This window comes from Mesorhizobium bavaricum (assembly GCF_056781655.1).
In genome coordinates this window covers 269,287-287,928 of record NZ_CM165566.1, presented here as the reverse complement: position 1 = coordinate 287,928, position 18,642 = coordinate 269,287, and the positions used below count along the sequence as shown (strand labels likewise).

The 18,642-nt window shown below is 63.4% G+C and carries 20 protein-coding genes; 19 read left to right on the top strand and 1 reads right to left on the bottom strand.

Going from position 1 to position 18,642, the window contains the following annotated elements; translation table 11 throughout:
- Window positions 1-52: 52 nt before the first annotated feature.
- The 17 genes from AC1RZR_RS01450 to trmB all read left to right on the top strand — a co-directional run bounded on the left by AC1RZR_RS01450 (window position 53) and on the right by trmB (window position 15,821).
- The gene (locus AC1RZR_RS01450) at window positions 53-364 is read left to right on the top strand and encodes a (2Fe-2S)-binding protein (protein WP_477272666.1); all 312 of its coding nucleotides are present in this window, start codon (window positions 53-55) and stop codon (window positions 362-364) included.
- Window positions 330-815: a bacterioferritin gene (bfr, locus tag AC1RZR_RS01445; protein WP_256748961.1), complete on the top strand. Its 486-nt coding sequence runs from the start codon at window positions 330-332 to the stop codon at window positions 813-815. Before AC1RZR_RS01450 ends, bfr begins: the two co-directional genes overlap by 35 nt.
- 12 nt (window positions 816-827) lie before the next feature.
- Window positions 828-2,429 (top strand): di-heme oxidoreductase family protein, encoded by a 1,602-nt coding sequence (locus tag AC1RZR_RS01440; RefSeq protein WP_481827426.1) that lies wholly within the window; start codon window positions 828-830, stop codon window positions 2,427-2,429.
- Entirely contained in the window at window positions 2,429-3,508 is a 1,080-nt protein-coding gene (locus tag AC1RZR_RS01435) for an imelysin family protein (protein ID WP_481827425.1), read from the top strand. The genes AC1RZR_RS01440 and AC1RZR_RS01435 overlap by 1 nt, the downstream gene beginning before the upstream one ends.
- Before the next feature lie 3 nt (window positions 3,509-3,511).
- A complete protein-coding gene (locus tag AC1RZR_RS01430) occupies window positions 3,512-4,618 on the top strand; it encodes a DUF1513 domain-containing protein (RefSeq protein ID WP_481827424.1) in 1,107 nt (368 codons plus the stop codon).
- Window positions 4,619-4,728: 110 nt separating this feature from the next.
- Window positions 4,729-5,406, top strand: a complete 678-nt coding sequence (tsaB, locus tag AC1RZR_RS01425) for a tRNA (adenosine(37)-N6)-threonylcarbamoyltransferase complex dimerization subunit type 1 TsaB (protein WP_481827423.1) — start codon at window positions 4,729-4,731, stop codon at window positions 5,404-5,406.
- Window positions 5,406-5,900 carry a ribosomal protein S18-alanine N-acetyltransferase gene (gene rimI, locus AC1RZR_RS01420; RefSeq protein ID WP_477272677.1) on the top strand — a complete coding sequence of 165 codons (495 nt, stop codon included), beginning with the start codon at window positions 5,406-5,408 and terminating at the stop codon, window positions 5,898-5,900. The genes tsaB and rimI overlap by 1 nt, the downstream gene beginning before the upstream one ends.
- Window positions 5,901-5,920: 20 nt before the next feature.
- Complete coding sequence (gene olsA / locus AC1RZR_RS01415; RefSeq protein WP_481827422.1) at window positions 5,921-6,721, top strand: lyso-ornithine lipid O-acyltransferase; 801 nt, start codon at window positions 5,921-5,923, stop codon at window positions 6,719-6,721.
- Between the two features lie 86 nt (window positions 6,722-6,807).
- Window positions 6,808-8,217 (top strand): tRNA (N6-isopentenyl adenosine(37)-C2)-methylthiotransferase MiaB, encoded by a 1,410-nt coding sequence (gene miaB / locus AC1RZR_RS01410; RefSeq protein ID WP_481827421.1) that lies wholly within the window; start codon window positions 6,808-6,810, stop codon window positions 8,215-8,217.
- Window positions 8,218-8,300: 83 nt separating this feature from the next.
- Window positions 8,301-9,293 (top strand): PhoH family protein, encoded by a 993-nt coding sequence (locus AC1RZR_RS01405; protein WP_023758127.1) that lies wholly within the window; start codon window positions 8,301-8,303, stop codon window positions 9,291-9,293.
- An 18-nt stretch (window positions 9,294-9,311) separates the two neighbouring features.
- Window positions 9,312-9,812: an rRNA maturation RNase YbeY gene (ybeY, locus tag AC1RZR_RS01400; RefSeq protein ID WP_481827420.1), complete on the top strand. Its 501-nt coding sequence runs from the start codon at window positions 9,312-9,314 to the stop codon at window positions 9,810-9,812.
- Between the two features lie 28 nt (window positions 9,813-9,840).
- Entirely contained in the window at window positions 9,841-10,917 is a 1,077-nt protein-coding gene (locus AC1RZR_RS01395; protein ID WP_477272683.1) for a hemolysin family protein, read from the top strand.
- A gap of 59 nt (window positions 10,918-10,976) precedes the next feature.
- Window positions 10,977-11,402, top strand: a complete 426-nt coding sequence (locus AC1RZR_RS01390; RefSeq protein WP_481827419.1) for a VOC family protein — start codon at window positions 10,977-10,979, stop codon at window positions 11,400-11,402.
- A gap of 103 nt (window positions 11,403-11,505) precedes the next feature.
- Window positions 11,506-13,098 (top strand): apolipoprotein N-acyltransferase, encoded by a 1,593-nt coding sequence (gene lnt, locus AC1RZR_RS01385; protein WP_477272687.1) that lies wholly within the window; start codon window positions 11,506-11,508, stop codon window positions 13,096-13,098.
- Window positions 13,099-13,239: 141 nt separating this feature from the next.
- Window positions 13,240-13,659 carry a helix-turn-helix domain-containing protein gene (locus AC1RZR_RS01380; RefSeq protein ID WP_481827418.1) on the top strand — a complete coding sequence of 140 codons (420 nt, stop codon included), beginning with the start codon at window positions 13,240-13,242 and terminating at the stop codon, window positions 13,657-13,659.
- Window positions 13,660-13,829: 170 nt separating this feature from the next.
- Window positions 13,830-15,095 (top strand): methionine adenosyltransferase, encoded by a 1,266-nt coding sequence (metK, locus tag AC1RZR_RS01375; protein ID WP_477272690.1) that lies wholly within the window; start codon window positions 13,830-13,832, stop codon window positions 15,093-15,095.
- 24 nt (window positions 15,096-15,119) lie between these two features.
- Entirely contained in the window at window positions 15,120-15,821 is a 702-nt protein-coding gene (trmB, locus tag AC1RZR_RS01370; protein WP_481827417.1) for a tRNA (guanine(46)-N(7))-methyltransferase TrmB, read from the top strand.
- 66 nt (window positions 15,822-15,887) lie between these two features.
- Here trmB and AC1RZR_RS01365 read toward each other — a convergent pair whose 3' ends face one another.
- Window positions 15,888-16,052, bottom strand: coding sequence for a hypothetical protein (locus AC1RZR_RS01365; RefSeq protein ID WP_111544688.1), 165 nt, complete (start codon window positions 16,050-16,052; stop codon window positions 15,888-15,890).
- A 288-nt stretch (window positions 16,053-16,340) separates the two neighbouring features.
- On the opposite strand from AC1RZR_RS01365, the gene rimP reads away from it, so the two are divergent.
- Window positions 16,341-16,988 (top strand): ribosome maturation factor RimP, encoded by a 648-nt coding sequence (gene rimP / locus AC1RZR_RS01360; RefSeq protein WP_481827416.1) that lies wholly within the window; start codon window positions 16,341-16,343, stop codon window positions 16,986-16,988.
- A 49-nt stretch (window positions 16,989-17,037) separates the two neighbouring features.
- Window positions 17,038-18,633, top strand: coding sequence for a transcription termination factor NusA (gene nusA, locus AC1RZR_RS01355; RefSeq protein ID WP_379106921.1), 1,596 nt, complete (start codon window positions 17,038-17,040; stop codon window positions 18,631-18,633).
- Window positions 18,634-18,642: the final 9 nt, after the last annotated feature.

Here is an 18,642-nt window from a genome sequence, read left to right as displayed (position 1 = left end):
AGAAATCAAGCCACACGGCGCGGGAGGCGCCGTCAGCCATCCGAGCCATGAAATGCTGATCTGCCATTGCAACATCATCACCGAGAGGGAAATCGAGCAGACGATCATCGGGCTGCTGGACCAGGACCCTTGGCAACTGGTCGTGCCGGCAAAGGTTTATCACGCCATGCAAAAGCGCGGTCGCTGTTGCGGCTGCTTCCCAAATGTGGTCGAAACGATCATTCGGGTCACCGAAAATTACCACGCCCGCTCGGAGGCGAGCGGCGTGGATATCGTTTCACACCTGGATCGCGTCAGAGGCCTGCGCGTCCAATACGGGAGCAGAACCCATGAAAGGCGAACAGCAGATCATCGAGCGGCTTAACGAGGCTCTTTTTCTGGAGCTCGGCGCCGTCAACCAGTATTGGGTGCATTTCCGTCTGCTTGAGGATTGGGGATACGCCAAGCTGGCAAAAAAGGAGCGGGCGGAATCGATCGAGGAGATGCACCATGCCGACCGGCTCGTGGCCCGCATCATCTTCCTGGAAGGCCATCCGAACCTGCAATCCGTGGCGCCGCTGCGCATTGGGCAGAATGTCAAGGAAGTGCTCGAATCCGATCTTGCCGGCGAATACGACGCGCGTACCGCCTACAAGCGTTCGCGCGAGATCTGCGAGGAAGCGGGCGACTACGTGACGATGAAGCTGTTCGAAGAGTTGCTGGCGGACGAGGAAGGGCACATCGACTTCCTCGAGACTCAGCTCGACCTGCTTGCTTCGATCGGCGAGGAAAAATACGGCCAACTCAACGCCGCATCGGCGGACGAGGCGGACTAAGGACATGCGGGAATGCGGCGCCTGCTAGAATTCGTGCGCCGCTTGCGGCGAGCCAGTGGCTCGCCGCCTCGTCACAAAACGCCAGCCGGATCGGCGGGCGGGCGCTACGTCATCCTCGTTGTGGCATTCACCTCCTCGGCGGTTGCCGGCGACCTTCAGCCCACCGGCCTTGCCACCACGCGTACCGACCTCAATCCGAAGGATCAGGCGCGCGTTACGGCCATCACCACGCCGACGTCGGATTTTTCCAAGCCCGAGCAGTTCGAACTGATGCAAGGCGGCGCCGGCACGTCCAGGAAGGACGTCAGCCGCGATTCCTTCTCGCAATCCTCGGCCAACATCACCTTCGAGGAAGAGGGCGACTTCAAGCTCGGCAACGCGCTGTTCCGCAAGAACTGGGTGTCGTCGCCATCCTCGACGCAGGCGTCGGACGGGCTCGGTCCGCTGTTCAACGAACGCGCCTGCCAGAACTGCCATCTGAAGGATGGCCGCGGCCGTCCGCCGCAAGGCGATGCCGGCACCACGTCGATGTTCCTGCGGCTGGCCCGCGACGCCAGCAGCGCGGAAGAGAAGGCAGCGCTCGCCGACCATCGGGTGCTCAACTTTCCCGACCTCGTCTACGGCACCCAATTGCAGGAGCTGGCCGTGCCCGGCCTGCGCGGCGAAGGCAGGATGCATGTCGACTACCAGGAACGGCAGGTGACGCTGGCGGACGGCACCGTGATTTCCCTGCGCAAACCCAGCTATTCGGTCGTCGATCTTGGCTATGGGCCGCTTGATCCGCGCACCACGCTGTCGCCGCGCCTGACGCCGCCGATGATCGGCCTTGGCCTGATCGAGCAGATTGCCCCGGCCGATATCCTTGCCCATGCCGATCCGGAAGACCGGGATGGCGACGGCATTTCCGGCAGGCCCAACATCGTGCGCGACGGCCAGAGCGGCGAGCTGACGCTTGGCCGCTTTGGCTGGAAGGCACAGACCGCGTCGATCCGCCAGCAGGCGGCGGATGCCTTTGCCGGCGACATCGGCATCTCGACGCCGGAAGAGCCGAAACATTGGGGCGACTGCACCGCCGCGCAGGCAAAATGCCTGGCCATGCCGAACGGCGTGCAGCAACGCCTCGGGCCGGTCGAGGCGCCACCGCCGGTGATGGATCTCGTCACCTTCTATTCGCAGAACCTGGCGGTGCCGGCACGCCGCGACCTCGAGCGGCCGGGTGTACTCGCCGGCAAGAAAGTCTTCTACGAGATCGGCTGCATGGCCTGTCACACGCCGAAATTCGTCACCCGTCGCGGCACGCCCAACAAGGCGCAGGCCTTCCAGTTGATCTGGCCGTATTCCGACTTCCTGCTGCACGACATGGGGCCTGATCTGGCTGATGGCCAGTCCGTGGGGGAAGCAACCGGCAACGAGTGGCGCACCCCACCACTGTGGGGCATAGGCCTCACCGAAACGGTCAGTGGCAATTCTTTCTTCCTGCATGATGGCCGCGCGCGCAGCCTGACCGAGGCGATCCTGTGGCATGGTGGCGAGGCGCAGAAGGCGCGCGACCGATTTGCCGCCGCCAGCGCGGCCGATCGTGATGCGCTGCTCAAATTCCTGGAGTCACTGTGATGCTCAAGCGCTCTGCACTGGTTCTCGTACTGCCGCTGGCTCTGCTGGGTGTCGTCCCGGCGTCGGCGGCTGTGAAAGCCTCTGAAATCATCCAGCGGGCGATCGATGGCTTCGTCCGCCCGGCCTATGCCAGCCTGCACGACCATGCCGACCATTTGACCGAGGCGATGCGCACGCTTTGCACCACGCCCTCGCAAGAAGACCTCGATGCGGCGCGGGCCCAGTTTTCGGCGACGGTCGATGCCTGGTCGTCAGCCGAGATCATCGGCTTCGGGCCGATCAAGGAGAACAACCGGCTGGAACGCATGCTTTTCTGGCCGGACCGCAAGAGCATCGGCCTGAAACAGGTGCAGGCGGCGCTGTCGGACAAGGACCCGACCGCCACCGACGCGGCACAACTGGCCGGCAAGAGCGTTGCCATGCAAGGGTTGGGCGCGCTGGAATTCGTGCTTTACGGCGATGGCGCCGAGGCGCTGACGGGCAAAGCCGATCCCTATCGCTGCGCCTATGGCGCGGCGATCGCCGGCAACATCGAAACCATGGCGGGCGAGGTCAGCACAGCCTGGAACAAGCCGGACGGTTTTGCGGCGCTTTGGGCCAATCCGGGGCCGCAGAACGCGCTTTACCGTGATGGCAACGAAGCGGTGACCGAACTGGTCGGCGTCTTCATCAATGAGCTGGAGATGGTGCGCGACGTGCGCCTGAAGGGCTTTTTCGGCGCCAGCCCGGCGGCCGACAAGCCAAGACAGGCAATCTACTGGCGGTCGCAAAACACCACCAGTTCGCTGGCCGCCAATTTGTCGGGAATAGATGATTTGTTCCAGGTCTCGAAACTCGGCGACGCACTGCCGCCTGACGCGCGCTGGATAGCGGAATCGATCCATATCCAGCTGGTCAACGGCGTTGCCACCGCCGAGCCAGTCAGCGGTCCGATCGACAAGGCGCTTGCCGATCCGGCGCTGCGTGAAAAACTCGAGCATTTCGCGCTGATCACCTCCAGCCTGTCGACCCTGATCGGCACCAGGCTGACCGCCGAATTCGGCCTGACCGCCGGCTTCTCGTCGCTGGATGGGGACTGATCCTTGAAGACGCCACTGATCGACCGCCGCGATTTCCTCCGGGCAGCAGGCATTGGATTTGCTGCCTCGATGGCGCCTTCGGCCTGGGCTAAGACGCTTGCGGCCGACGCCGTCTTCGCCACCGCTTTCGTCAAGCGCGATGGCACCTATGGCGCCGCCGTCCTGTCCGAGGCCGGCAAGCTCCTGCATGCGATCGACCTGCCCGACCGCGGGCATGACGTCACCTTCGATCCGGTGTCGAAGCGCTCTGTGGTCTTCGCTCGCCAGCCCGGCACCTTTGCCGTGGTTTTCGATCATTCGGGCCGCGACGCCCCGCTGACCATCGCCAGCATCACCGGCCGGCATTTCTTCGGCCACGGCGTGTTCTCGCCCGACGGCGCGCTGCTCTACGCCACCGAGAACGATTTCGACAATGCTGCCGGGGTGGTCGGTATCTACGATGCGCGGGCAAGATTCAGCCGCATCGGCGAATTCCCGACTTATGGCATGGGTCCGCACGAGCTTCTGCTTCTGGGCGACGGCAGCACGATTGCGGTTGCCAATGGCGGCATCGAGACCCATCCGGACTATGGCCGCGCCGAGCTCAACATCGCCACCATGAAGCCGTCCTACGTGCTGATCGACCGCGTCACCGGCAACCTTATCGAGAAGCACGAACTGCCGGCGGCACTGCACCAGCTTTCGATCCGCCACATGGACACCGATCGATCCGGCACGGTCTGGTTCGGCTGTCAGTACAGGGGGCCGGGCACCGATTGTCCTTTGCTGGTCGGCCGCGCGGCGCGTGACAAGGAACTGCAACTGCTCGACATGCCGCAGGACGTGCTGTCCGGCTTCCGCAACTATATCGGTTCGGTCGCCGCCAATCCGCTTGCCGGCACCGTCGCCGTCTCTTCACCGGAAGGCAATTCACTAGTGGTGATCGACGCGGCGAACGGCCGGATCGTCTCGAGCAGCGCGCTGGTCGAGGTTTGCGGCCTTGCGCCCGATGGCACAAGCTTCATGGCGACCACAGGCGCCGGCGACATCATCGAGGGCAGCGGTGCAACACGCTCCGAACCGGACTATGTCTGGGACAACCACATGCTGCGCATCGAACAGGCTGCATAGATACTTTTCCAGCCGGGCCGAAGCGAAGCCGCTTAACAAATTATGCACTGTCCCCTTGCGGCGGCGGGCTGTGGCGGGCACAGGGAATTGTTTTTCGAACCGGTCGTTTCATGAAATTGCTTGCTATCGACTGTGCCGCCAACCTCTGCGCCGCCTGCGTCTATGACGCGGCGGCGAGGCAGGAGCTTGGCCGCTCGGTGCTCGATCTCGGCAAGGGCCATGCCGAGCACCTGATGGCGGTCATCGCCGAAGCACTCAAAACAGCCGCAACCGACTATGCCGGTCTTGACGCCATCGCCGTCTCTGTCGGTCCCGGCTCCTTCACCGGTCTGCGCGTCGGCGTCTCGACCGCGCGCGGCCTGGCGCTGGCGCTCAAAGTCCCGGCGATCGGAGTGACGACGCTCGAGGCACTGGCCAGTGAGGCAGCAGCGGCATTTCTCGGCCGTCCCGTGCTTGCGGCGCTCGATGCAGGGCGCGAGGAAATCCATGCCGCATTTTATGATGAACTGTCGGTTTTGACTTACGGTCCGGCTGTGACCACACTGGCGAATGCAGTCACCATGGCGACGGAAAGCGCTTCGGTACTCGCTGGCACCGCGGCAGCGCAAATCGCCGCATCGGCCGGACGCGCCGTTGATATCGGCCCCCAGACGGCCACCGCCGACATTGCCACCTACGCTCGGTTGGCTGCCGCCAAGGGCGGCAGCGAGAGGCCGAAACCGCTATATCTGCGCGGCGCGGACGCCAAACCGCAGGCTGGTTTCATACTATCAAGGCAACAAAACTAATGCGGATACCTTTTCTTCAACCACGCCGCCGGGACTATGCGCTTGAGCCGCTGAAGATCGCCGACAGCCCGGCGGTCTCGCTGTTGCATCGCGAGGATTTTGTCCGCCCGTGGACCGATGGCGAATTCGCCGCTTTGCTCGAACAGGAAACCGTGTTCGGCTATGCCGCTCGCGAAACCGGGCAGGGCTCCAAGCCCCCGGTCGGCTTTGTGCTGGCCAGGCTGGCGGCCGGCGAGGGCGAGATCCTGACCGTCGCGGTGGCGCGCTCCCACCGCCGGCAGGGATTGGGCTGGCAGTTGATGGACGCGGTGTTGCGCGAACTGCATGCGCAGCGCGCCGAGGCGCTGTTCCTCGAGGTCGATGAGACCAATGTTGCGGCGATCGCCCTCTACCGGCGGCTGGGCTTCCGCGAGGTCGGCAAACGCCCGAATTACTACAGGTCGTCCGAGCACGGACCGACCGGGGCGCTTGTCATGCGTCGCGATCTTCGCTAGCCAGAGGCCGGGGTAAGGCGATGATCAAGAAAATCAGGATTTTCCTGGCGCTGGGCCTCGTCGTCGCCGGCTCACTGATCCTTGTGCCGTTGCAGATCCTGTCGATGAAGACCGGCTGGTGGCCGGAAACCTTTATCCTCAAGATCTGGCACAGGATGATCATCAGGGCGTTGGGCTTGCGCATCCATGTCAAAGGTGCGCTGTCGACCAAGCGCCCCTTGCTGGTAGCGTCCAACCACATCTCCTGGACCGACATCATGGTGCTCGGCTCGATGGTCGATGTGAAGTTCATCGCCAGAGCCGATATGGAAGGTTGGCCGCTGATCGGCATGCTGTCGAAGCTGCAGCGCACCGTATTCATCGAGCGCGAGCGCAAGCGTTCCTCGGGCGATCAGGCCAGCGAGATCGCCAGCCGCATGGCCAAGGGCGATGCCATGGTGCTGTTCGCCGAAGGGTCGACCGGCGACGGCAACGTCATCCTGCCGTTCAAGAGCACGCTGTTCGGCGCGGCCTCGATGGCGATTTCGGAAGGCGCGGCGGAGCAGGTCTTCATTCAGCCCGTGGCGATCGCCTATACCCGCCTGCACGGCGTGCCGCTCGGCCGCCGGCACCGGCCGCTTGCCGCCTGGATCGGCGATGAGGACCTGATGCCGCATCTCAAGGTGCTGCTGGCGGAAGGGGCCCTCGACGTCGAGGTGCATTTCGGCGAGCCGATCGCCTTTTCCAAGGGCTCGAACCGCAAGGAAACGTCGAAGCTGATGGAAGGCCAGGTGCGCGCGATGATGCAGGCGGCGCTCGCCGATCCGCGCCCGAGCCGTTAGCCGCACTGCGCGTCCGCCCGCTCGCATGACGGCGGCAGCGGAGAATCGGCTGTTTTTTGTCACGGAAAGGCGTTAGAAGCCGCCCGATGGACTTGAATACGACAGAGCGTGACGACATCGCTGCCACGGCCGAAGCAATGGCCGCGCCGGTTCCTGCAACCAGGAAGGTCTTCATCAAGACCTATGGTTGCCAGATGAACGTCTATGATTCACAGCGCATGGCCGATGCGCTGGCCGCCGACGGCTACACCGCGACCGATGCCATCGGCGAGGCCGATCTGGTGCTGCTCAACACCTGCCATATCCGCGAAAAGGCAGCCGAAAAGGTCTATTCCGAGCTCGGCCGTATCCGCGATATGAAAGCCGATCGTGCTTTGGCCGGCCGCGAAATGCTGGTCGGCGTCGCCGGTTGCGTGGCGCAAGCCGAAGGGGCCGAGATCATCCGTCGTTCGCCGGCCGTCGATCTGGTCATCGGCCCGCAGACCTATCACCGCCTGCCCGACGTGCTGGCGCGGGTGCGCGGCGGTGAAAAGATCGTCGAGACCGACTACGCCATCGAGGACAAGTTCGAGCATCTGCCGCAGCCGAAGCGCGCCGAGGTCATCAAGCGCGGCGTCACCGCCTTCCTCACCGTGCAGGAAGGTTGCGACAAGTTCTGCACCTTCTGCGTCGTGCCCTACACCAGGGGCTCCGAAGTGTCGCGGCCGGTGGCGCAGATTGTTGCCGAGGCGCAGCGTCTGGCCGAAGCCGGCGTGCGCGAGGTGACGCTGCTCGGCCAGAACGTCAATGCCTGGCACGGCCAGGGCGAGAACGGCGAGGAGTGGGGCCTTGGCCGGCTGCTGTTCAGGCTGGCTGAAATCCCAGGGCTGGCGCGGCTGCGCTACACCACCAGCCACCCGCGCGACATGGATGACGAACTCATCGCCGCCCACCGTGATCTGCCGGCGTTGATGCCTTACCTGCATCTGCCGGTGCAATCAGGCTCCGACCGCATCCTCAAGGCGATGAACCGCCGGCATACAGCCAAGGACTATCTGGCGCTGGTCGACCGCATTCGCGCCGTCCGGCCGGATATCGCGCTTTCCGGCGACTTCATCGTCGGCTTCCCCGGCGAGACCGAGGCGGATTTCGAGGCGACCATGTTACTGGTGCGCCAGGTCAACTACGCCTCGGCCTTCTCGTTCAAATACTCGCCGCGTCCCGGCACTCCGGGCGCCGAGATGGCCGACCATGTGCCGGAAACGGTCAAGGACGAGCGCCTGCAGCGGCTGCAGGCCTTGCTTCTCAAGCAGCAGCAGGATTTCGGCACAAGCCTGGTCGGCAGCACCATCGACACGCTGATCGAGAAGCCCGGCCGACAGGCCGGCCAGAAGGTCGGACGCTCGCCCTGGCTGCAGCCGGTTATTGTTGATGAAAAGGCTGGCGAAATCGGCGACATTATCCGGGTGCGAATCACGAAGACGGGCTACAACAGCCTGTTCGCCGAATTGGCCTAGGGGTCTCGGCAGATGAGGAGAGACGGTTGAGCGCAGCAGAGCTGAAGAACCTGCCCCCGGTGCCGGCATCTGGGGCTTCTGACATGGCGCACATCGTTCTGACTTTCGACAACAACAAGCTTGCCAGCGCCCTTTATGGTCAGTTCGACGAGAATCTGGCCAGGCTTGAGCAGAAGCTCGGCGTCGACATCCGCTCGCGCGGCAACCAGTTGACCATCAAGGGTTCGGCGTCGGCCGCCGAGCAGGCCCGCCGGGCATTGGACAATCTCTACGGCATTCTCCAGAAGGGCGTCGATATCGGCCAGTCCGACGTCGACGGCGCCGTGCGCATGGCGATTGCCGCCGACGATCAACTGACCCTGCCGACGCTGGAACGCAAGGGCAAGGTCTCCGCCGCCCAGATCGCCACCCGCAAGAAGACGATCTATGCCCGATCTCTCAACCAGGACGCCTATATGCGGGCGCTGGAGCGCTCGGAACTGGTGTTCGGCATCGGCCCGGCCGGCACCGGCAAGACCTACCTGGCGGTGGCGCATGCGGCGATGCTGCTCGAGCGCGGCATGGTCGAGCGGATCATTCTCTCACGGCCGGCGGTCGAGGCCGGCGAGCGGCTGGGCTTCCTGCCGGGCGACATGAAGGAGAAGGTCGATCCCTATCTGCGGCCGCTCTACGATGCGCTCTACGACATGATGCCCGCTGACAAGGTCGAGCGCGCCATTGCCGCCGAAGTGATCGAAATCGCGCCGCTCGCCTTCATGCGTGGCCGCACGCTGGCGCATGCCGCCGTCATCCTCGACGAAGCGCAGAACACCACGCCGATGCAGATGAAGATGTTCCTGACGCGTCTCGGCGAGAATTCGCGCATGATCGTCACCGGAGATCCGACCCAGATCGATCTTCCCTCGAACACCAAATCGGGCCTGGTCGAAGCCTTGCGTGTGCTGGACGGCGTGGCAGGCGCGGTAACCGTGCGCTTCAACGATGGCGACGTGGTCCGCCATCCGCTGGTGGCGGAGATCGTCAGGGCCTATGACCGGGACGCCAAACTGGCGCGCGGCCTCGGCGCCGAGAATTGATTGTGACGATGCGGCCTCATGCCTGAGGACAAAATAGCCGGCGACGGGGCACTTCCCGTCGACATCGATATATCAGTCGAAGCTGGCAACTGGCCCGATGAGGCAAGCCTGACGCGGCTGGTCGATCGCGCGGTCAAGGCTGCATTCGCCGAAACCGGCGTGGCTGGCTGTTCCGAACTCAGCCTGGTTTTTTCCGACGACGCCCATATCCGGACCCTCAACGCCGGCTGGCGCGGCAAGGACAAACCGACCAACGTCTTGTCTTTCCCGGCTTTTCCGCTTGTGCAAGGCGCTCCGTTGCCACCGATGCTGGGCGACATCGTGCTCGCCGCCGAGACGGTGGCGCGTGAAGCGGCACTGGAAGACAAGCCTGTCGAGAACCATATCACTCATCTTGTGATCCACGGCCTCCTGCATTTGCTGGGCCATGATCACGAGACCGACGCCGAGGCCGAGGCGATGGAGGCCATCGAACGCGCAGCGCTCGCAAGGCTTGCCATTCCTGATCCCTACGCGTAACTACTTCTGACCAATTGACCGGACGACGATGAACGACAAACCAGAGACTGCCGCCCGCCCCGACGCCGGCAGTGCGATCAAGGCTTCCGATACGTCGGAAGAGGGATCAAGTCCGAGTACCGTTACCGGCAGCGCTGCCATCGAGTCATCGCCTGCCGGTCCCTCCCTGTTCGACCGCGTGCTGGGCCTGTTCCGGCAACGCAACGGAACCAGCCTGCGCGAGGAAATCGCCGGCGCGCTCGCCGAGACGGCGAGCGATGCCGAATCCTTCTCGCCCGGCGAACGCGCCATGCTCAACAACATCCTGCGCTTGCGCGAGGTGCGCGTCGAGGACGTCATGGTGCCGCGCGCCGACATCCAGGCGGTCGAGATCACGACGACGCTCGGCGATCTCCTGGGCACCTTCGAACAATCCGGCCATTCGCGCATGCCGGTCTATTCCGAGACGCTCGATGATCCGCGCGGCATGGTCCATATCCGGGACGTGTTGGCCCACATCACCAAGATCGCACGGGTCAAGAAGGGCCGCACGACCAGGAAAACCCCTGCCGCCACGGTTCTCGATCTCACTCAGGTAGACCTCGCGCGCACCATTGGCGACCTCAGCCTGATCCGTCCGGTGCTGTTCGTGCCGCCGTCGATGCTTGCCTCCGACCTGATGGGCCGCATGCAGACGACGCGCACGCAGATGGCGCTGGTCATCGATGAATATGGCGGCACCGATGGCCTTGCATCGCTGGAAGACATCGTCGAGATGGTGGTCGGCGACATCGAAGACGAGCATGACGACGATGAGCCGATGATCACCCAGAGCGGCGACGGCGTGTTCATCGTCGACGGCAAGGCCGAGATCGACGACGTCGCCAAGATGATCGGCGAGGATTTCGCCGCCGGCGAACACGGCGAATATGTCGACACCATCGGCGGCATGATCTTCAACACACTTGGCCGCGTTCCGGCGCGCGGCGAGGTGGTGCAGGCCATCCCGGGCTTCGAATTCCACGTCCTCGATGCCGATCCGCGCCGCGTCAAGCGCGTGCGCATCGTGCAGAGCCAGAAGGGCGAGCGCCGCCGGCGGGCCACGGTCCGCGCTGAACAGGCGTGAGCCTTTCGCCCGCCCGATGACGCTCGACGATCTGTTCAAGCACTCAAGCCTGGGCTCCGGTGTTCTACAAGGACCCTCGTGCCGCGCTGGACTGGCTTGAGGCGGCTTTCGGCTTCGAGCGCAGCATGGTGGTCAGCGATGCCGAGGGAAAGCTCATCCACTCCGAGATGCGGTTCGGCGACAGCTATATCATCGTCGATTGCGAATGGACCGATTACGTCGCCAGCCCGGCTTCCGTCTCGGGCAAGAACACGCAGTCCGTCTATATCAGGCTGAAGGACGGTCTGGACGCACATTGCGAGCAAGCGCGGGCGGCCGGTGCGAAAATAGTCCAGGAGCCTACCGATCAGTTCTATGGCGAACGTCAGTATCGCGCGCGCGATCCCGAGGGCCATGTCTGGACCTTCACGCAGACCATCCGCTTCGTCTCCCGTGAAGAGGCTGAACGGCTGGGCGGCTTGCGGATCGAGGGCTGGCACAGGTAGAGCGTTGGCCGTAGCTCGCGCTGCAGCCAGCCACCCGGCGTTTGGAGGCGGAACCACAGCCTGTTAAATCTTGCGTCCTGATTCGCGCGACTCGGAAGTATGCATGGAGCGCCTGACCGGCCGGATAATTCTGCTTTGGGGTTGGCGGCGCGCGCTCGTGGCGTTTCTCGCTGGCGCATTGGCGGTGCTTGGGCAGGCGCCTTACGATTTCTTCGCCGCCTGTTTCATCTCGTTTCCCCTGCTGGTCTGGCTGCTCGACGGCGCCACGGGCGAGGCCTCCGGCAGCCTGTTCCGGCGTCTGCGGCCGGCCTTCGCCGTCGGCTGGTGGTTCGGCTTCGGCTATTTCCTTGCCGGCCTCTGGTGGATCGGCTCGGCTCTGCTGGTCGAGGCCGACAGCTTCGCCTGGGCGCTTCCCTTCGCGGTGGTCGGCATTCCCTTTGCACTCGCCTTTTTCTACGGCTTTGCGTCAGTGGTTGCCCGCCTGCTGTGGAGCAGCGATATCGGGCGCATCGCCGCCCTTGCCTTCGGCTTCGGGCTGGCGGAGTGGCTGCGCGGCTTCCTGTTCACCGGTTTTCCCTGGAATGCGATCGGCTATGCGGCCATGCCCGTGCCCCTGCTGATGCAAAGCGTCTCGGTGACCGGCATGATCGGCATGAACGCGCTCGCGGTGTTCGTCTTCGCATTGCCGGCGCTGCTGGCCGCGCGCCGGCATCTGCGCCTCGGCGCGGCATTGTTTGTCGTCCTCGCCGCCGCCCATGTCGGTTTCGGCTATGTCAGGCTTGCGGCTCCCGAAAAGCCGGCGACGCACAGCCTGGATGTCCGCATCGTTCAGCCGGCTGTGGATCTGTCGGAAAAGTGGGACGCCTCGGTGCGCGACCGCATTTTCGCGACCCTGATGGGGCTGTCGGCCAAGGCGCCGGACGCAGGTCATGAAAAGCCGCAATTGATCCTCTGGCCCGAAACCTCGGTGCCGTTCCTCTTCACCGAGCGTCCGGACGCGTTGACGGCGCTGGGCGACATGCTCGGACCCGGACAGATGCTGATCGCCGGCGTCGTCCGCGAGGAAGGCGGCTCGGCCGCGAATGCCGACAGCCGCTACTACAACTCCGTGGTGGCGATCGACGACAAGGGTGAAATCGCTGACGCTGTCGACAAGGTTCATCTGGTGCCATTTGGCGAATATCTGCCTTTCGCCGATCTGCTCGAGCGTTTCGGCATTGGGCAACTGGTTGCCGGGCCGATGACGTTTGCGGCCGGCAACGAGCGGCACGCCATCACGCTTCCTGACGGCATCCGTGCGCTGCCATTTATCTGCTATGAGGTGATCTTTCCCGATCTGGTAGCAGTTGACGCAACGTCAGCGCAGCTTATTGTGAACGTTACCAATGATGCGTGGTTTGGCGACACGCCGGGTCCGTATCAGCATTTCAGACAGGCCCAGATCCGTGCGGTGGAGAATGGATTGCCATTGTTGCGTGCTGCCAACAACGGCATCTCGGCCGTCGTTGATCCGCGCGGGCGCATCGTCGATGCTCTCGCGATCGACGCGCGCGGCGCCATTGATGCGCGCGTCCCGATTTCCGGTCAGGCGGTCATATCTTCCGGCCAACGGCGGATTAACGGAATGCTGATCATGTTGCTGTTTGCCATCGCCGCCGCATTGTTGAACGTAAGGCAAAGGCTACGGGTGAATTGACAGCCCACACATTAGAAACTCATACTGTAAGCGCCTGAAAATTCTTCGAAGTCGGTGGATCGTTCTGTTGGGGCAGTTGCCTCCGGCTTCGTTTGGGCAAGAAAAAAATAGAGAAAGCCGAAAAAATTCGGCGAGGAAAAAATGACAGAAGACAACAAGAAGAAACCGAACCCGATCGATATCCATGTTGGCAGTCGCATCCGGCTTCGCCGCAACATGCTGGGAATGAGCCAGGAGAAGCTGGGCGAGAACCTCGGCATCACATTTCAACAGATCCAGAAATATGAAAAGGGCACCAACCGCGTCGGCGCCAGCCGTCTCCAAGCGATCGCGTCCATTCTCGGCGTGCCTGTCGCTTTCTTTTTCGAGGATGCGCCCGGCCAGGAGGCCATACCCGGCCGTGGCTTTGCCGAAGATGCGTCGATGGCTTTCGCCGTCGAATTCTGCGGCAGTCCCGAAGGTCTTCAGCTCAACCGGGCCTTTGTCAAGATTGCCGACGCCAAGGTGCGTCGCAGGATCATAGACCTGGTCAAGTCCCTCACCACTGACGATCCCGACTGATCCGCAATCCCGTTTACACCGGCGGCGGCTTGCCGCCGGTGGCACAAGATAACTGCATCGATATTCATGCCAGAACGGCAGCACCGCTTGACGAGCGGCGCTCCACCCCGCTAACACGTGGCGCGCCAAAATCGGCAGCCTGCCGATCGTTTTTTCAAGAGGGGACACCCGTGACGCGGCAGAACTACTTCTTTACCTCGGAATCCGTTGCCGAGGGCCATCCCGACAAAGTCTGTGACCGGATCTCCGACGAGGTGGTCGATCTGGTCTATCGCGAAGCCAAGAAGACCGGCATGGACCCGTGGAAAGTTCGTGTCGCTTGCGAGACGCTGGCCACCACCAACCGCGTCGTCATCGCTGGCGAGGTGCGTGTTCCCGACACGTTGCTCAAGAAGGACAAGGAAGGCAACATCCTCAAGGATGCCGCTGGCCATCCGGTCGTTAATCCGGCGAAGTTCAAGTCGGTCGCCCGCAAGGCGATCCGTGAAATCGGCTATGAGCAGGCCGGCTTCCACTGGAAGACGGCGAAGATCGAGGTCCTGCTGCACGGCCAGTCGCCGGATATCGGCCAGGGTGTCGACAACGCCTCCGACCGTCAGGGCGAGGAAGGTGCCGGCGACCAGGGCATCATGTTCGGGTATGCCTGCCGCGAGACACCGGATCTGATGCCGGCGCCGATCTACTACAGCCACAAGATCCTCGAACTGCTGGCCGCCGCCCGCCACGAAGGCAGCGGTGAAGCCGGCAAACTCGGTCCGGATGCCAAGAGCCAGGTCACGGTCCGCTACATCGACGGCAAGGCTGCCGAGGCGACGCAGATCGTGTTGTCGACGCAGCATCTCGATGCAAGCTGGGATTCGAAGAAGGTCCGCAAGGTTGTCGAACCCTATATCCGAGAGGCGCTGGGCGACCTCAAGATCGCCGACAACTGCATGTGGTACATCAACCCGACCGGCAAGTTCGTCATCGGCGGGCCGGACGGTGATGCCGGGCTGACGGGCCGCAAGATCATCGTCGACACCTATGGTGGTGCTGCTCCCCATGGCGGCGGCGCCTTCTCGGGCAAGGACACCACCAAGGTCGATCGCTCGGCGGCCTACGCCGCGCGCTATCTGGCCAAGAACGTCGTGGCGGCGAAGCTTGCAGACCGCTGCACCATCCAGCTCTCCTACGCCATCGGCGTTGCCCAGCCGCTGTCGGTCTATGTCGATCTGCATGGCACCGGCAAGGTCGACGAGGCCAAGCTCGAGGAGGCGCTGCGTTCCGTGATGGACCTGTCGCCATCCGGCATCCGCCGCCATCTCGATCTCAACAAGCCGATCTACGCCAAGACGTCGTCCTACGGCCATTTTGGCCGCAAGGCCGGCCGCGACGGGTCTTTCTCCTGGGAAAGGACCGATCTCGCCAAGGCGCTCAAGGACGCGGTCGCCGCCTGACAGCGGCGCCGCAAAGTCCGGCTCATGGACCCGAAGGACAGACCAAGCCGCGCGACCGAAGCCTTCTTCGGTCGCCGGCGCGGCAAGACCATGCGTCCGCAGCAGGCGGCCGCGCTTGAAAGCGGTTTCGGCAGATATCGGCTCGATCTGACGGCTGAACCGCCGGCGGATCTGAGCACTCTGTTTGAAGCGGATGTTTCGGCGGTTCGTCTCGAAATCGGCTTCGGCGGCGGCGAACATCTCCTGCATCGCGCCACCGAGGCGCCCTCGATCGGCTTTATCGGCGTCGAGCCCTTCGTCAATGGCATGGCCAAGATGATGATGGCGGTGAGGGAGAAGCCGCTCGCAAATCTCAGGGTCTATGACGACGACGCCACGCGGCTGCTGGACTGGCTGCCGCAAGCCTCGCTCGACGGCATCGATCTACTCTATCCGGATCCCTGGCCTAAGAAGAAGCACTGGAAGCGGCGTTTCGTCAGCCCGGTCAATCTCGACCGATTCGCGCGCGTGCTGAAGCCGGGTTCAAAATTCCGCTTCGCCTCCGACATCGATACCTATGTGAACTGGACCTTGCTGCATTGCCGGGCGCATGGCGCATTCGCATGGCAGGCTTCGGAGGCGGCGGACTGGCATCGGCCGTACGATGGCTGGCCGGGCACGCGCTACGAGGCGAAAGCCATTCGCGAGGGCCGGCGGCCTGCCTATCTGACTTTCGTCAGGACGTAAGCGTTGATCGCACACCGCCTCCGGCGTTCGCTGGCGGCAAAGGCGAGTGTCGTCCCCGCCAAATCCTTAGAAACGGCCGATCCTGTTGAAAACGGCCGGGTCCATGCCGAGCTTGCGCAGGTCGTCCGCGCGTGGCTTGCGGCCGGCTTCGACAGCACGCGAAGCGGCGACTGCACTGCCAAATGTCGTGAAGAGATCGCCAATGGCGGACAAGATCTTGCGGTTGGTCATGGTTGTATCCTTTCGCTGCTGTGACGTGTCGTCATCTTTGTGCAGCGCAACATAAATGGTGATGCAACGTCGAGGCTCACAGGGGCACAACCGCATGGAGGCCATGCGCCTGGCGCAACGCTTGCGCTGCCACGGCTTTTGTCCGTGCGGGTACGGCGGGCTTGAAACACCGGCCATGATCGTTTATATCAGGCTCAAATTCTTGGTCGGTATGACGAAGAGTGGGTCCACCCGGTCCCGCTCTTTTTTATTACCTGCCGATAGCTTCGAAGCGACGACAGGGATCGAATGACTGCAACGGCAATCGAGGGCGACGACCGCATCATCCGCGAAAGCGGCATCGATGCGCGCATCGCGCTGATCGTCCAGCCGGTTCTGCGCGGCATCGGCTTCCGTCTCGTGCGGGTGCATCTGTCGGGCCAGAACGGGCTGACGCTGCAGATCATGGCCGAGCGCGAGGACGGCACCATGACCGTCGAGGATTGCGAAGAGGTCAGCCGCGCGGTGTCGCCGGCGCTCGACGTCGATGATCCGATCGAAAAGGCCTATCACCTCGAAGTCTCTTCGCCCGGCATCGACCGGCCGCTGGTCCGCAAATCGGATTTCGCGACCTGGACCGGCCACTTGGTCAAGATGGAGACATCGATCATCGTCGCCGACCGCAAGCGGTTCAAAGGCAAGATCGTCGAGGCCGGTGATAGCGATGTGCTGATCGAGCGCGAAAAGGCGGCTTATGGCGAGGAGCCGACGGTGCGGGTCCCCTATGACGCGATTGCCGAAACGCGTCTGATCCTGACCGACGATCTCATTCGCGATGCCCTGTCGAAGGACAACAGGGCGCGCAAGGAAGCCAAGAAACGCCGCGGCGAACCGGACGACGAAGCGCCCGAGGGTGCGGAAGCCGGCGCGGAAAACGAAACCGAACAGGAACTATGATTGAGCTGCCGGGCGCAAAGGTCCGGCAAACAGGCTCGGGAGAAAAACGATGGTTGTAAGCGCCAACAGGCTTGAACTGCTGCAGATCGCCGATGCGGTCGCGCGTGAAAAGTCGATCGACAAGTCGATCGTCATCGCCGCCATGGCCGATGCGATCCAGAAGGCGGCGCGTTCGCGTTATGGCCAGGAGACTAACATCCGCGCCGACATCAACCCGAACACCGGCGAGATGAAGCTGCAGCGGCTGATGGAAGTGGTCGAGAAGGTCGACGACTACGCCACGCAGATCGCCATTTCCTCGGCGCGCGAGCGCAATCCCGACGCCCAGCTCGGCGACTTCATTGCCGAACAGCTGCCGCCGATGGATTTCGGCCGCATCGCCGCCCAGTCGGCCAAGCAGGTTATCGTGCAGAAGGTGCGAGAGGCCGAACGCGACCGCCAGTATGACGAGTACAAGGACCGCATCGGCGAAATCGTCAACGGCACCGTCAAGCGTGTCGAGTACGGCAACGTCATCGTCGATCTCGGCCGCGGCGAGGCGATCATCCGTCGCGACGAACTGATCCCGCGCGAAAACTACAAATATGGCGACCGCGTCCGCGCTTACGTCTACGACGTGCGCCGCGAGCAGCGCGGCCCGCAGATCTTCCTGTCGCGTACCCATCCGCAGTTCATGGCCAAGCTGTTCACCATGGAAGTGCCGGAAATCTATGACGGCATCATCGAGATCAAGTCGGTTGCCCGCGACCCCGGCTCGCGCGCCAAGATCGCCGTCATCTCGCGTGACAGTTCGATCGATCCGGTCGGCGCCTGCGTCGGTATGCGCGGCAGCCGCGTCCAGGCGGTCGTCGGCGAATTGCAGGGCGAGAAGATCGACATCATTCCGTGGTCGCCTTCGGCCGCGTCCTTCATCGTCAACGCGCTGCAGCCGGCGGAAGTCGCCAAGGTCGTGCTCGACGAGGATGCCGAACGCATCGAAGTCGTGGTTCCCGACGACCAGCTGTCGCTGGCCATCGGCCGCCGCGGCCAGAACGTGCGGCTCGCTTCGCAGCTGACCGGCTGGGATATCGACATCCTGACCGAGGCCGAAGAATCCGAGCGCCGCCAGAAGGAATTCGTCGAGCGTTCGTCGCTGTTCATGGAAGCCCTCGACGTCGACGAGATGGTCGGCCAGGTGCTGGCTTCCGAAGGCTTCACCAGCGTTGAGGAAGTCGCTTATGTCGACTCCGGCGAGATCGCGTCGATCGACGGCTTCGACGAGGATACCGCTTCGGAAATCCAGACCCGCGCCCGCGAGTACCTGGAGAAGATCGAGGCCGAGCACGACGACAAGCGCAAGGCGCTCGGCGTCTCGGACGAACTGCGCGAAATCCCCGGCGTCACCACCGCCATGATGGTGACGCTCGGCGAGGACGGCGTGAAGACGATCGAGGACTTCGCCGGCTATGCCGCCGACGACCTGACCGGCTGGAAGGAACGCAAGGACGGCGAAACCAAGGTATTCCCCGGCGTGCTGGCCAATCACGGCGTGACACGCGCCGATGCCGAGCAGATGGTTCTGGCCGCCCGCCTCAAGGCTGGCTGGATCACCGAAGACGAGCTTGCAGCCGAAGAAGAACCGGCTGACGAAGCCGTTGGTGCGTGAGGTGAAACC